Source organism: Anaeromonas frigoriresistens, from assembly GCF_016820655.1.
Taxonomy (GTDB): Bacteria; Bacillota; Clostridia; order Tissierellales; family SIT17; genus Anaeromonas; species Anaeromonas frigoriresistens.
The window spans coordinates 445,516-460,716 of sequence record NZ_WSFT01000053.1 but is presented as its reverse complement, the minus strand read 5'-3'; the positions used below and the strand labels follow the sequence as shown (position 1 = coordinate 460,716).

General features: G+C 31.0%; 13 protein-coding genes. All 13 read left to right on the top strand.

Features of this window, described 5'->3' with window-relative positions:
- The first annotated feature begins 6 nt into the window (after window positions 1–6).
- The 13 genes from pnpS to GOQ27_RS16415 all read left to right on the top strand — a co-directional run bounded on the left by pnpS (window position 7) and on the right by GOQ27_RS16415 (window position 15,111).
- Entirely contained in the window at window positions 7–1,767 is a 1,761-nt protein-coding gene (gene pnpS / locus GOQ27_RS16475; RefSeq protein ID WP_203367967.1) for a two-component system histidine kinase PnpS, read from the top strand.
- A 91-nt stretch (window positions 1,768–1,858) separates the two neighbouring features.
- The gene (locus GOQ27_RS16470; protein ID WP_203367966.1) at window positions 1,859–3,265 is read left to right on the top strand and encodes a sigma-54 interaction domain-containing protein; all 1,407 of its coding nucleotides are present in this window, start codon (window positions 1,859–1,861) and stop codon (window positions 3,263–3,265) included.
- Between the two features lie 195 nt (window positions 3,266–3,460).
- Window positions 3,461–4,504: a 2,4-diaminopentanoate dehydrogenase gene (gene ord / locus GOQ27_RS16465; RefSeq protein WP_203367965.1), complete on the top strand. Its 1,044-nt coding sequence runs from the start codon at window positions 3,461–3,463 to the stop codon at window positions 4,502–4,504.
- Between the two features lie 8 nt (window positions 4,505–4,512).
- Window positions 4,513–4,827: a 2-amino-4-oxopentanoate thiolase subunit OrtA gene (gene ortA, locus GOQ27_RS16460; protein WP_203367964.1), complete on the top strand. Its 315-nt coding sequence runs from the start codon at window positions 4,513–4,515 to the stop codon at window positions 4,825–4,827.
- Window positions 4,820–6,238: a 2-amino-4-oxopentanoate thiolase subunit OrtB gene (ortB, locus tag GOQ27_RS16455; RefSeq protein ID WP_203367963.1), complete on the top strand. Its 1,419-nt coding sequence runs from the start codon at window positions 4,820–4,822 to the stop codon at window positions 6,236–6,238. The genes ortA and ortB overlap by 8 nt, the downstream gene beginning before the upstream one ends.
- A 14-nt stretch (window positions 6,239–6,252) precedes the next feature.
- A complete protein-coding gene (locus tag GOQ27_RS16450; protein ID WP_203367962.1) occupies window positions 6,253–6,627 on the top strand; it encodes an ornithine aminomutase subunit alpha in 375 nt (124 codons plus the stop codon).
- Window positions 6,617–8,827, top strand: coding sequence for a D-ornithine 4,5-aminomutase subunit OraE (gene oraE / locus GOQ27_RS16445; protein WP_203367961.1), 2,211 nt, complete (start codon window positions 6,617–6,619; stop codon window positions 8,825–8,827). The genes GOQ27_RS16450 and oraE overlap by 11 nt, the downstream gene beginning before the upstream one ends.
- Window positions 8,799–10,181, top strand: coding sequence for a GlmL-related ornithine degradation protein (locus GOQ27_RS16440; RefSeq protein ID WP_350445932.1), 1,383 nt, complete (start codon window positions 8,799–8,801; stop codon window positions 10,179–10,181). Before oraE ends, GOQ27_RS16440 begins: the two co-directional genes overlap by 29 nt.
- Window positions 10,182–10,246: 65 nt before the next feature.
- Complete coding sequence (orr, locus tag GOQ27_RS16435; RefSeq protein ID WP_203367960.1) at window positions 10,247–11,311, top strand: ornithine racemase Orr; 1,065 nt, start codon at window positions 10,247–10,249, stop codon at window positions 11,309–11,311.
- 57 nt (window positions 11,312–11,368) lie between these two features.
- The gene (locus tag GOQ27_RS16430; protein WP_203367959.1) at window positions 11,369–11,698 is read left to right on the top strand and encodes a DUF4870 domain-containing protein; all 330 of its coding nucleotides are present in this window, start codon (window positions 11,369–11,371) and stop codon (window positions 11,696–11,698) included.
- Between the two features lie 61 nt (window positions 11,699–11,759).
- Window positions 11,760–12,707 (top strand): NAD-dependent epimerase/dehydratase family protein, encoded by a 948-nt coding sequence (locus tag GOQ27_RS16425; RefSeq protein WP_203367958.1) that lies wholly within the window; start codon window positions 11,760–11,762, stop codon window positions 12,705–12,707.
- 45 nt (window positions 12,708–12,752) lie between these two features.
- A complete protein-coding gene (gene ltaE / locus GOQ27_RS16420) occupies window positions 12,753–13,784 on the top strand; it encodes a low-specificity L-threonine aldolase (protein WP_203367957.1) in 1,032 nt (343 codons plus the stop codon).
- Between the two features lie 55 nt (window positions 13,785–13,839).
- Window positions 13,840–15,111, top strand: coding sequence for a replication-associated recombination protein A (locus tag GOQ27_RS16415; protein ID WP_203367956.1), 1,272 nt, complete (start codon window positions 13,840–13,842; stop codon window positions 15,109–15,111).
- The last annotated feature ends 90 nt before the right edge of the window (window positions 15,112–15,201 follow it).

The window sequence follows — 15,201 nt, the reverse complement described above, 5'->3', positions numbered from 1 at the left end:
AATAAAATGAAGAAAAGAATATTTATTATATTTTCTATATTAATCTTGATCGGAGTGATAACTACAGGATCTTTATCCCTTAGTTTAGTAAGACTTAATTATATAAATAGTGTTGAAGAACAATTAGAATCTAATTCGAGACTAATAAGCCAGTTTCTTAAATCTCAAAATATTGAGGATGATGATTTAAATATTTTTGCAGATACTTACTCCAAGGAAATAGGAGCTAGAATTTCATTTATTAACAAAGAAGGTGAAGTGATAGGAGATTCTGATATAAATATTGATTTATTAGAAAATCATAAAGATAGACCAGAAATATCAAAAGCTTATAAGGATAAAATTGGAGTAAGTCAGAGATATAGCAAATCACTGGATAAAAACATGTATTATGTGGCGGTTCCATTTAAAGATAATAATTCAAGCCTTGCTGTTATAAGATTAGCTGTCCCATTAAAGGATATAGCAGAATATACAAGAAATCTTGTTAGAAACATTTTCATATCTGCTTTAGCAGGACTTTTTATTGCTATAATATTAGCAGTAAGATATATAAATAGGGTAACTTATCCAATAGAAGAACTTTCAAAAGCCACAAAAAGTATTACTCAAGGTAATTATGGTGAAAAAGTGTATTTTCAAAGTGATGATGAATTAGGTTTATTAGCTGAAAACTTTAATATTATGAGTACGGAGTTAAGAGCAAATATACAAGAATTAAGCAATAGTAATACCAATTTAAAAGCCATATTAAAGAGTATGATAAATGGAGTTATAGCTTTGGATAATTATAAAAAAATAATGTTTATTAATCCTACTGCAGAAAAAATGTTTGAGATTAAAGAGAATGAAGTAAAAGGAAAATCTTTACTAGAGGTTATTAGAAATAATAAATTGGACGATGATATAGAAAATTTATTACATGATAATATGGAAAGTAATATAGAAATAGAGATAAATTACCCTATAACAAGAGTTATGAGAGTTTATACTAATCCAATAAAACTTGCAAATGATCCTAATAGAAAAATTGGTGTTCTTATAATACTACAGGATGTAACGGAAATGAGAAGATTAGAAAGAATGAGAAAAGATTTTGTAGCTAATGTAAGCCATGAATTAAAAACTCCTCTTACATCAATAAAAGGATTCGTCGAAACTCTAAAAGCGGGTGCAGCTAACAATATTGAATTAAGAGATAAGTTTTTAAATATCATTGATATAGAAGCATCCAGACTAAACTCATTAATACAAGATTTGTTAGTTTTATCAGATATAGAAAATAATAAAAATATACTTAATGAAGAAGATATAAATGTTAATAATGCAATTAATGAAGTTGTTGATTTTCTATCAGAATTAGCCAAAAAGAAAAATATAGAAATAGTAAACAAGATTAATGGAAACTTGCCTAGTGTTTATGGAAATAGAGGTTGGTTTAAACAAATGATGATTAATTTAGTGGATAATGCCATTAAATATACAACTGAAAATGGAAAGGTAACGATTATAGCCTATACCATAGATAGTGAATTAATAATAAAAATAAAAGATACTGGAATTGGAATTGAAAAAGAACATATTGAGAGATTGTTTGAGAGATTTTATAGAGTTGATAAAGCTCGTTCTAGAAGAGTAGGGGGTACAGGATTAGGATTAGCTATAGTAAAACATATTGTTATTGCATTCAAAGGAAGTATTAAAGTAAAGAGTAAAATAAATGAAGGAACGGAATTCAAAGTAGCTATACCAATTGAAGAAAAATAAAGGGGTACCTTTTATGGTATCCTTTTATTTGGTTTAAAAAAACTAATATTTTTTATATAATGATATTAGAATAATAAAAGGATGATGCTGAATGAAAATTGAAAGCTTAATACTGCCCAATATTTTGCAGTATTTAGATGAAGGTATTCATGTAATAGATAAAGAAGGAAAAACAATAATATATAATGAGGCCATGGAACAATTAGAAGGAATTGAAAGGAAAAATATTATAGGTAAACAATTACTAGAGATTTTTCCATCTCTAGATGAAGAGTCTAGTACATTATTTACTGTAATGAAAACTGGAAGAGCCATTATAAATAGAGGACAAACATATTTAAACTATAAAGGAGAGAAGATATCTTCTGTTAATACTACAATACCAATTTTCTATAAAGAGGACTTAATAGGTGCGGTTGAGATCGGTAGGGATGTTACGAAGATAAAAAAGCTTTCCGAAGAATTATTAGAATTAAGAAGTGAATTAAACAATAAAAGTGTGGACAAAGTTAATGTGAAAAGCAAACAATATACTTTTGATAATATTATCGGAAAAACGGATAACTTTAAAAAAGCAATTAATATAGCAAAAAAAGCCTCTAATTCTTCATCTAGTGTATTGATATATGGTGAAACAGGCACAGGAAAAGAATTATTTGCACAAAGCATACATTATTCGGGCTCAAGAAAAAAATACCCCTTTGTAGCCCAAAATTGTGCAGCTTTACCAGAACAACTCTTAGAAGGTATTCTATTTGGAACTGTAAAAGGTGGGTTTACAGGAGCAATTGATAGACCAGGATTGTTTGAACAAGCTAATGGGGGCACGCTTCTATTAGATGAGATAAACTCAATGGGTATGACATTACAGTCTAAATTATTAAGAGTGCTCCAAGAAGGTTATATTAGAAGGGTTGGAGGCCTTAAGGATATTCCAGTAGATGTGAAAATTATTGCAACTACCAATGAATCGCCTAAAGAAGCAATAGAAAATGGAAGATTAAGAAAGGATTTATACTATAGACTAAATGTTATATATGTAAATATACCTACATTAAGGGAGAGAATTGGAGATTTAAATTTGTTAGTGGAGGCTTTTATAAGAAAATATAATAGAAGGTTAGATAAAGATGTATGGATGATTTCTAGAGATGTTAAACAATTATTTAATAACTATAACTGGCCAGGAAATGTAAGAGAATTAGAGAACATGATTGAAGGAGCAATGAACTTCATAGCAACGGATGAACATGTATTGCAGCTTGAACATTTTCCAGATTATATAAAAGACTTTAATTCAGTCAATAAAGAAATACAGAAAGACATTATGAATATCAATAAGGGTGAATCTTTGAATGATACATTATCTATGATTGAAAAAAGCATTATTAAAGATGAACTAATAAAATGGAATTATAATATATCTGCTACAGCTAGAGGTCTCAATATAAAAAGACAAACTTTACAACATAAGTTAAAAAAATATGAAATAATATAACCGCAAAAAAATTTGCATAAATAACCGCAAATTTTTTTGCGGTTTTGTGTATTTTATATAATTATACATAAAATGTATAAACTTAAGTAGTTGTAATTAAGCCAATTCCTATAATATTCTGACAAATTGGAAACTTGGCAAGCTATTTGCATTAAATATGGGTGTGAATAATATAAATTTTGGAGGTGCTTTTTAATGGAAAATATTAAAGTAGGTATATGGGGATTTGGAGCTATGGGAAGTGGAATGGCTAAAATGTTATTAAAGAAGAAGGGTGTTGAAATAGTAGGTGTATGTGATAGACATGATACTAGAGTAAATAAAAGTATATTTGAAGTTTTAAATGTTGAAAAAGGAGATAGTCCAGAGGTTAAAATAACTCCAGAAATAGATGACGTAATCAATATGAAGCCTGATATAGCATTAGTTGCTACAGATTCTTTCACAAGGAAAACCTTTCCTAAGTTAAAGTTATTATTAGAAAATAAGATAAATATAATTTCAACAGCAGAGGAAATGGCTTATCCTAAAGCTCAAGATCCAGAACTAGCAAAAGAACTTAACGAGATTGCAAAAGCTAATGGAGTGTCTGTATTAGGTACTGGAATAAACCCAGGATTAATTATGGACTTATTGGTTGTTTGTCTAACAGGATGTATGACTGAAGTTGAGCATATAGAGGCAGAAAGAGTAAATAGCTTATCTCCATTTGGTGAAGCAGTTATGGAAGAACAAGGTGTAGGTATAACTGTAGAAGAGTTTGAAAAAGGTGTTGAAGATGGTTCATTAGCAGGACATGTTGGTTTTGCTGAATCTATAAAAATGATTGGAGATGCAATAGGATGGAATGTTGAGAAATTAGATCAACAAATGAAACCAATTGTAACTAGTATAGATAGAAAATCTCCTTATGGATTTGCTAAAGCAGGTAATGTAGCAGGTGTTAATATGACTGGGCAAGGATATGTTGATGGTGAAGTTAAGATAGATATGAAACATCCACAACAAATAGAGCCTGAGATGGAAGGTACTCATACAGGGGATTATATAAGAATCAAAGGAACACCAGAAGTAAATATGTCAATTAAACCAGAGGTTGAAGGTGGTTTAGGTACTATTGCAATGTGTGTAAATATGATACCTCATGTTATAAATGCACCAGCTGGACTTAAAACTATGATAGATCTACCAGTACCAAGAGCAATTATGGGAGATATGAGAGATTTAATTAGAAAGTAGGGATAAATATGAGTTGTGCAAAAAAAGGAGACTGGGTAAGAATATATAATGTAATATTAGAGCCATCTGAAAGAGCTCCTCAAGTTCCTGAAGACACTAAAAAAGTGCCCCTTGAAATGTGGGATAAAGGTTTTTTAATTAATGAGGAAGCTGAAATTGGTGATGTGGTAGAAGTTGAAACATATATAGGAAGAAAAATTAAAGGGAAATTATTAGAAATCAATCCTTATTATGACCATAGTTATGGAAAATGTGTTCCAGAGCTATTGTATGTAGGTAGACAATTGAGAAGCCTTTTAGAAGGTGGTGCTAAAGATGAGTAAAGATATGAGCTATAGTGGGGTTATGGGCCGTAAAAATGAAATTATGAAACAAGCTGTAGGTATTGACTATGGTAACTTTGAGTCAGAGGGTATTGCATTTGGTTATGACGAAATGATGCATAAAACAGGTTATAGTCTTCAAGAGATTCAAAAGACTCAAAAAGAAACTGGGATTGGAAATACTCCAATTTTAGAATTGAAAAATATAACAGAATTAGCTAGAAAGTTTGCTCCAAAAGGTAAAGGGGCAAGAATATTTATAAAGGATGAAGCCTCAAATCCTTCTGGAAGCTATAAAGCTAGAAGAGCTGCAACTAGTGTATACCATGCTAAGAAAAATGGATACAAAGGAGTTATAGCTGCTACAAGTGGTAATTACGGAGCAGCAGTAGCTAGTCAAGCTGCAATGCTAGGTCTTAAATGTATTATTATACAAGAATGTTATGATTCAAGAGGTGTAGGACAACCTGAAATTGTAGAAAAGGCAAGAAAATGTGAAGCTTATGGTGCGGAGGTATTACAACTAACCGTAGGACCTGAACTATTCTATACATTTCTAAAGTTATTAGAAGAAACTGGATACTTTAATGCATCTTTATATACTCCTTTCGGTATAGCTGGAGTTGAAACATTAGGTTATGAATTAGCAATGCAATTTAGGGAATTAGAAGGTAGAGATCCGGATGTTGTAGTTGCTACTAATGCAGGAGGAGGGAATTTAACTGGTACTGCTAGAGGGCTTATTAAGGCAGGAGCAGAAAACGTAGAGATGATAGGTGCTAGTGTTAATCTAAAGGGACTTCACATGGCTAGCGATACTCAATTTAATAAAAAGTCCTTTACTACAGGACATACTGGATTTGGCATTCCTTTTGCAACTTGGCCAGATAGATCAGATGTTCCTAGATCTGCCGCTAGACCTTTAAGATATATGGATAGATATGTAACAGTTAATCAAGGGGAAGTATTTTATATGACAGAAGCTCTAGCACAATTAGAAGGTTTAGAAAGAGGCCCAGCTGGTAATACTTCTTTAGCTGCAGCGTTTTCATTAGCTCAAGAACTTGATGAAGATAAAATTATTGTAGTTCAAGAAACTGAATATACTGGAGCAGGTAAACATATTCAACCTCAACTTTCCTTTGCAAAGGAAAATGGAGTGAAAATAGAAGTTGGTAACCCGACAGATGAAATACCTGGAGAAAATATTATATTACCAAAAGATCCTAGTTATATTAAGGCTAGAGACTTAGACTTAAATAAAATCAAAAAATCCTATATTAAGAATTGTATTAGTAACAATGAAAGTGTAGAGGTTAAAGAAATAGATTTAGAATTCTTAGCTAATGACACAAAGTCGAGTGTAGAATTTGTAAAGAGCGTACTAGACGAATTAAACGTTAAATATTAATGGAGGTGTCGTAAATGAAGAGAGCAGATGATTTCGCCCAAAGAAGAAAACATTTAGCTGACTTAACAGAAGAACAATTAGAAGCAAAGTTTTGGGAATTAGCAGAGAAAATAGTAGATCCGATGGTGGATTTAGCTTCAAAAAATACTAGTCCTTCAATAGAGAGATCAGTAGTTATGAGAATGGGTTTTTCTAGTATAGAAGCAAAAGCAATAGTTGAAGGGGCAATAGATAGAGGATTAATTGGAAAAGGTGTAGGACATGTAATATATAGAGTTGCAAAAGATAATAACTTAAGTATTAGAGAAACAGGTCTAAAACTATTAGATGGTGAATTATGGGATGCAGCAATGAATATATTTTCTGGAGGTGACAACCATGGAGCTTAAACCAAACGAAAAATTAGATATAAAAGAACTATTAAAAGACTTAGATAAATATAGACCAAGAAGAACAGGTTGGACATGGAGAAAAGGTACTGGCCAAAAAAGAAAGATAGGACAATTTGAGTATTATGATACTGCTGAAAACTTAGATCAAAGCCAACCGTTACCATCAGCACATTATTTTAATGATATTGATCCACAGCCAACAAGTGTTATAACTACTGAAATAGCATCTGGAAGATTTGAAGATGATATTAGAAGAATGAGAATGGCAGCATGGCATGGAGCAGATCATATTATGGTTATAAGAACTGCAGGACAAAGTCATTTTGATGGACTTATAGAAGGCACTCCTCAGGGAATAGGTGGTATACCTATTACTAGAAAGCAAGTTAGAGCACAGAGAAAAGCATTGGACATTATAGAGGATGAAGTAGGTAGACCAATTAATTATCATTCTTATGTAAGTGGAGTAGCAGGTCCTGAGATAGCAGTTATGTATGCTGAAGAAGGAGTAAATGGAGCTCATCAAGATCCTCAATATAATGTTTTATATAGAAATATAAATATGATAAGATCTTTCGTTGATGCTGCTAATGCTAAAAAGGTAATGGCTTGGGCTGAAATAGCTCAGATAGATGGAGCACATAATGCAAATGCAACAGCTAGAGAAGCATGGAAAGTTATGCCTGAATTAATGGTACAACACGCGCTAAACTCAATATTCTCTGTAAAAGCAGGAATGAAGAAAGAGAATATTGCATTATCAACAGTACCACCAACAGCTCCTCCAGCACCATGTATGAGGTTAGATTTACCTTATGCAGTAGCTTTAAGAGAACTGTTTAGAGAATATAAGATGAGAGCTCAACAGAATACGAAATATATGGGATCATCTACAAGAGAAGCTACAGTAACCCATACTTTAAACTTATTGATTTCTAAATTAACTAGAGCAGAAATTCAATCTACTATAACTCCTGATGAAGGAAGAAATGTACCGTGGCATATATATAATATAGAAGGTACTGATACAGCTAAACAAGCATTAGTTGGTATGGATGGATTAACTGAAATGGTAGAAATTAAAAGAGATAAAGGAGAACTTGCTGATAAAGTAAGAGAACTTAAAGAAAGATCTATACTATTTATGGAAGAAATCATTGAAGCTGGAGGATATTTTAAAGCTGTAGAAGATGGATTCTTTGTAGATTCTGGGCAATATCCAGAAAGAAATGGAGATGGTATTGCAAGAAAAATAGATGGAGGAATTGGTGAAGGTACTGTATATGAAAGAGATGAAGATTATATGGCACCAGTTACAGCTTTCTTTGGATATAATAACGTAGCTCAATACGATGAATCAGCAGTTAATGACCCATCAACTCTTATAGATGGAGATACATTAAAGAATGCAGATAAAATAGTTTATATTGATGAGTTAGATGAAAATGATAACGTAAATGTTAGACTAGAAGAAACTAAAGAATTTAGAGAATCAACAAAGATCAAACCTGAGATGGAATGGAAAGGTGACGGAATAGTTCAAACGACTCTTTTCTTACCAACTGATGAAAGAACTGCAGAGTTCGCTGCTATAGAAATTGGTAAAAAAATGGGCTTAGTTGATGTTGAAGTTATCCATAAAGAAATTATGCAAACATCTGAAGGTACTAGAGTAGAAATAAAAGGTAAGGTAGCATTCTCTATAGATACTGCTGAGCTAGTTATACCTCCAAGACCTAATATAATGACTGATGATGAGATCAGAGAAGATATAGATAAAAATCCTATGACAATTGTAGCAGGTACTGTTGGAGAAGATGAACATTCAGTTGGTCTTAGAGAAATAATAGATATTAAGCACGGTGGAATAGAAAAATACGGTATTGAATGTAATTATCTAGGTACATCAGTTCCTGTAGAGAAACTAATTGATGCAGCTATAGAACTTAATGCCGATGCAATATTAATGTCTACAATAATAAGTCATGATGATGTACACTATAAAAACATGAGAAAAATTCATGAATTGGCTATAGAAAAAGGTATAAGGGATAAGATAACAATCTTAGCAGGAGGAACTCAGGTTTCACCAGAAATAGCTGTAGAAAGTGGTATGGATGCTGGCTTTGGAAGAGGGACGAAAGGAGTTCATGTTGCTACTAAATTAGTTGAAGAGAGAAGAAAAAATGAAAACTAATATTTTAGTTGCTGAAATAGGGAGTACAACAACAGTAATAAATGCTTTTAATGATATTTATAGCTCTTGTCCTAAATTTATAGGACAGGGGCAAGCTCCCACCAGTGTTAACGAGGGGGATGTTAATATTGGTTTAAACAAAGCAATTGATGATTTAAAAAGGTCATTAGGAGTAGAAGATATTGTATATGATGAATTAATAGCTACCAGTTCAGCAGCTGGAGGTCTTCGGATGACAGTTCATGGATTAGTATATGATATGACCGTAAGAGCTGCTAAAGAAGCTGCATTAGGTGCGGGTGCAAACATTCACCAAGTAACAGCAGGTAGACTAAGAAGAACGGATATAAAACAAATAAAGGAAGTAAATCCGAATATCATACTAATAGCAGGGGGAGTAGATTACGGAGAACGTGATACAGCAATTTATAATGCAGAAAAAATTGCTGAGTTAAATTTAGATGTACCAGTAATATATGCAGGGAATATTGAAAATATAGAAGAAATTAAATTAATATTTGAAGATACACCTTGCAAGCTATATATAGTAGAAAATGTATATCCAAAAATAGATAAATTAAATATAGAGCCTACTAGGAAGGTAATACAAGATGTATTTGAAGAACACATTATACATGCACCGGGAATGATGAAAGTAAGGGAGATGGTGAACGGCCCTATAATACCTACTCCAGGAGCGGTTATGTTAGCATCTAAGCTATTAAAAGAAGAGATAGGTGATCTTATAACCCTAGATGTAGGAGGTGCCACTACTGACCTACATTCAGTTACAGAAGGAAGTGAAGAGGTTAATAGAATATTAATAAGTCCTGAACCAATAGCTAAAAGAACGGTAGAAGGTGACTTAGGTGTATATGTTAATATGAAGAATATTGTTGAAAGAATAGGATTAGAAGAATTAGTAACTAATCTAGATATTTCTTCCCAAAAGCTTGAGGAATTAATTGAAAATCATAAACCTATACCATCAAATGAAATGGAGAAAAGGTTTGTAGAGGAACTTACTAAGGAAGCAGTAATTACTTCTGTTAGAAGGCATGCCGGTAAATTTAGAGATCTATATGGAGCTTCTGGCAAAAAAACTATAGCAGAAGGAAAAGATCTAACAAATATTAAATATATAGTTGGAACTGGCGGAGCATTGACGAGGCTTCCAAGTAGAATAGAAATTATGAAGTCTATTGCTGAAAATAATAAAGGAAATGATTTATTTCCAAATAGAGAAACTCAAATATTAGTTGACAATAATTACATTATGGCTTCATTAGGTGTCTTATCAAAGAAATATCCTGAAGCAGCATTATCTTTACTAAAGAAAAGCTTAAATATATAGTGGTGATTTAATAACAAGTCCAGCCTATGGTTGGGCTTGTTTTGAAAATATGAGGAGGTATATAAATGTCATATCCTAAAATAATTATTAATAAAGATAAATTTAAAAAAAATGTAGAAAGACTTGTTGAAATTTGTGAAAAGAGTAATATAAGTCCTGGAGGAGTAACAAAGGTATTCTGTGGAAATGAAGAATTAGCAAAAATATATGTTGAGGGTGGAATGAGATTTTTAGCCGACTCAAGAATACAAAATATTAAGAGACTATATGATATACCTGTTCCAAAGTTAATGTTAAGATTACCTCAGATATCTGAGGTTGATGAAGTAGTAAAATATGCAGATATATCTTTGAATTCCGAACAAGAAACAATTGAAAGTCTTTCAATTGCTGCAATTAAACAAAAAAAAGTTCATGATATTATTTTGATGATAGATTTAGGAGATTTAAGGGAAGGTATATTTGCAGAAGATAAAATATATGATTTGGTTAAAATAATTCTTAATCTTAAAGGAGTTAGATTAATTGGATTTGGTACTAATCTTACTTGTTATGGAGGAGTCATACCACGAAAAGATAATCTAAACAGATTATCTACAATCAAAAAGAAAGTTGAAGAAGAATTTAATATACAGTTAGAAATACTATCTGGGGGGAACTCCTCTTCATTACATTTAATAGAGACGGGTGAAATGCCTGAGGAAATAAATCAATTAAGACTTGGGGAGGCGCTAGTGTTAGGTAGAGAAACTGCCTTTGGTCATCAAATAAGTGGAACAAATAATGATTGTTTTAAATTAGCAGCTGAAATAATAGAATTAAAAGAAAAGCCATCTTTACCCTTAGGTGAAATAGGAATGGATGCTTTTGGCAGAAAACCAACTTTTATAGATAAAGGGAATAGAAAAAGAGCAATATGCGCTATTGGAAAACAAGATATTGATATTGATGATTTAATACCAGAGGATAATAGTATTTCAATAATAGGAGAAAGTAGTGACCATTTAATAATAGATATAACTGAATCAAATACTATATATAAAGTTGGTGATGAGGTATTATTTAATATTAATTATGGTGGTATATTAAAACTAATGACTTCTGAGTATGTTTCTAAGGAAATAATTTAGCACTTTATTACATCCATTTATAATATTATAATAGTAAATAAGAAATGAGGTGAAGAAATGTTGACTACTGAACAAAAATTATTATCTGCTGCTAGTCATTTAGCAGTATTTGTATCTCTGCCAATAATTATTCCATTGGTGATTTTATTAATTTCAAAAGATGGATATGTAAAAACTCAAGCAATGGAAGCCTTAGGATTTCATATTATACTATTAATTGCTGCAACGATTTCTGGTATTTTAGTTATTATTTTAATTGGCATACCATTATTAATAGCTGTAGGCTTAGTTGCATTAATTTTCCCGATTATTGCAGCGATAAAAGTTTTTAATGATGAAGATTATTCATATCCTATCTCTGGAAAATTTATTCGTAAAAGCATTTAAAACAAAATACCTTTTCATTTCATATATTGATAATAAATAATATTAATGAGGAGGTATTTTTATGATTTTAGTTACTGGAGCTTCTGGCTTTATTGGGAGTAAATTATGTGAGGCTCTTTTACATCATGGACATAAAGTATTAGGGGTTGATAATTTTTATCACAATTATGATAAGTGGATTAAAGAATTTAATATAAAAAATTTGTTAGGAGACCCTGATTTTATTTTTTTAGAAAATAATATATTAGACCCAAGTATGAAACAACTAATTGAAGGTTTAAATATAGAAAGTGTCATTCATTTAGCTGATATCCCTGGAGTTAATTACTGTAGTGAGGTAAATTTTGATGAATATATAAAGTATAATATTGTTGCTACTCAGAGAATTTTAGAAGCTATAAAAAATAAGGGAGTAAAAAAATTCATATATGCATCATCATCCACTGTTTATGGAGAAACTGGAATACTACCTATGTCAGAAATAACTAATCCAAGACCAATATCTTTGTATGGAGTTAGTAAGTTAGCAGGAGAGAGTCTTGCTACTTATTATGGTAATGGATATGATATTGATATTATAAACCTGAGATTTTTTACTACCTATGGACCCCATCAAAGACCTGATATGGCATTTCATAAGTTTATTAAAAGTATTTTACTTGATGAAGATATTATCGTATATGGAGATGGCAAACAGAGAAGAGACTTTGTTTATGTGGAGGATGTAGTAGATTCTATTGTTCATTTACTTCAAAGGGAACTTGTAGATGAAATTATTAATATAGGAGAAGGCTATTCTTTAAGTGTTAATGATTCAATAAGTATTATAGAAAATATGCTTAATAAAAAAGGTAAAATTGTATATACAGAACCATTAATAGAGGAACAAATAAATACTAAAGCATGTACTAATCTTTATGAAAAGATAATGTTTAGAGATAAAAAAACAGATATAGAAAAAGGAATAAATAGAGAAATAAAATACATTAAACAATTATATAACATATAAAAAATGATATAATTATAAGTAATATTAATATGAGGAGGAAAACATATGAGAACAATTGATTTTAGAAGTGACACTTTGACTAAGCCTACAGAAGAAATGAGAAAAGCTATGTATAATGCAGAGGTTGGGGATGACGTATATGGAGAGGACCCTACAATCAACAAATTAGAGAAATTAGCTAGTGAAATAGTAGGTAAAGAATCCGCACTATTTGTTCCTACTGGAACAATGGGTAATCAACTAGCTTTATTGTGCCATACGGATAGAGGTCAGGAGGTTATATTAGAAGATTGGGCTCATATATATCGATATGAAGTAGGTGGATTATCTTTTTTAGCTGGGCTGCAAGCAAGACCAATTAAAAGTGAAAATGGAATCATGAATCCAGAGGATGTTAGAAATGCTATAGTTAAGGATGATGATATACATCACTCCCAGACAGGATTAATATGTATGGAGAATACTCATAATATGGCTGGAGGAGTAGTAGTTCCTCCTAGTAGAATGAAGGAAATATTTGATATAGCTAAAGAAAATAACATTCCAGTACATTTAGATGGAGCAAGAGTATTTAATGCTGCAGTGGCATTAGGTGTAGATGTTAAAGAATTAACTCAATATACAGATTCATTAATGTTCTGTTTATCTAAAGGTCTATGTTCTCCAGTAGGTTCAATCTTAGCAGGTGAGAAGAAATTTATTGATAAAGCAAGACGCTTAAGAAAGATGCTAGGTGGAGGTATGAGACAAGGAGGTATATTAGCAGCGGCAGGTATCATTTCATTAACTAATATGGTAGAGAGATTATCTGAAGATCATACTAGAATAAAGGAATTAGCTGAAGGGTTAAATAAGATAAAAGGCGTTAAAATAAATGATGAAACTGTACAAACAAACATTTTAATGATCAATGTAGAAGATACACCTTATTCATCAAATGAATTAGTAGATAAAATGAAAGAAGAAGGAATTCTTGCATCTTCTATTACTAATGATATAATACGTTTTGTAACCCATTATTATATAACAGATGAAGATATTGAATATACAATTGAAAAGTTAAATCAAATAATATAATTTTAAGGATATAAGATTAATCTTATATCCTTAAAATTACGAAAAAGGTGATAGAATGAAACCGTTAGCAGACATAGTGAGACCTAAAAAACTAGAAGAAGTTGTTGGGCAAAAGCATATATTAGGAAAAGAGAGATTATTGAGGAATATTATAGAGTCTAAGCATATTCCAAACATGATTTTTTATGGTCCTCCTGGTACAGGGAAAACTACTGTGGCTAATATTATAGCTGATTCTACAAATAAAAGGTTATATAAACTTAATGCTACTAATGCTTCAGTCCAAGATATAAAAAATATAATCAGTGAACTAGACACTTTTTTAGCTAAAGATGGTATACTACTTTATTTGGATGAAATTCAAAATTTTAATAAAAAACAGCAACAATCTTTATTAAAATTCATAGAAAATGGACAGATAACATTGATCTCTAGTACAACGGAGAATCCGTATTTTACAATATTTAATGCTATCATTAGTAGATCCACTATTTTTGAATTCAAGAAACTTGAAATTGAAGATATTGTGGAAGGATTAAAACGGGGTATTGACTTAGCTGAAAAAGAAATTATAAATAAAACTATTAATTATGAAGAGGAAGCTCTTAAATATATAGCAACTATGTCCAATGGAGATTTAAGAAGAGGATTGAATGACCTAGAGTCAGCTATATATTATTCTATTAATAAGATACCAATATGTATTGATATAGACACAGCAAAAGAAAGTACTCAAACCTCAGGATTTAATTATGATAAATTTGGGGATAATCACTACGATACTCTCAGTACTTTTCAAAAATCTATCAGAGGTAGTGATGTAGATGCTTCGATACATTATCTTGCTAGACTGATTAAAGCCGGAGATCTGACCTCTATTTGTAGACGACTCTTAGTTATCGCATCAGAAGATATCGGATTGGCTTATCCTAATGCAATTACAATAATACATAGTTGTGTAGAAGCAGCTATTAAATTAGGTTTGCCAGAAGCTAGAATTCCACTTGCTCAGGGAGTTATTTTATTATCTAATTCACCTAAATCAAACTCAGCTATAAATGCCATAGATAAAGCTCTGAAAGATATTGATTTAGGTAATATTGGTGATATACCAATACATCTAAAAGATAGTCATTATAAAGGATCTTCAAAATTAGGGAGAGGAACTGAGTATAAATATCCTCACTCTTATCCTAATCATTATGTTAAGCAACAATATTTACCAGATAATATAAAAGATAAGAAGTACTATGAACCAGCAAACAATAAGCTAGAGTTAAAATTTAAGGAATTCCAAAAAAGTATCAGAGAGAATAAAAAGAGTTAATATAATAAATACTTAGAGAGACGGATATGTCTCTCTTTTTATTTTAAAAAATAATAGTACTTGAAATAATAAAAGAGAACATGTATAATA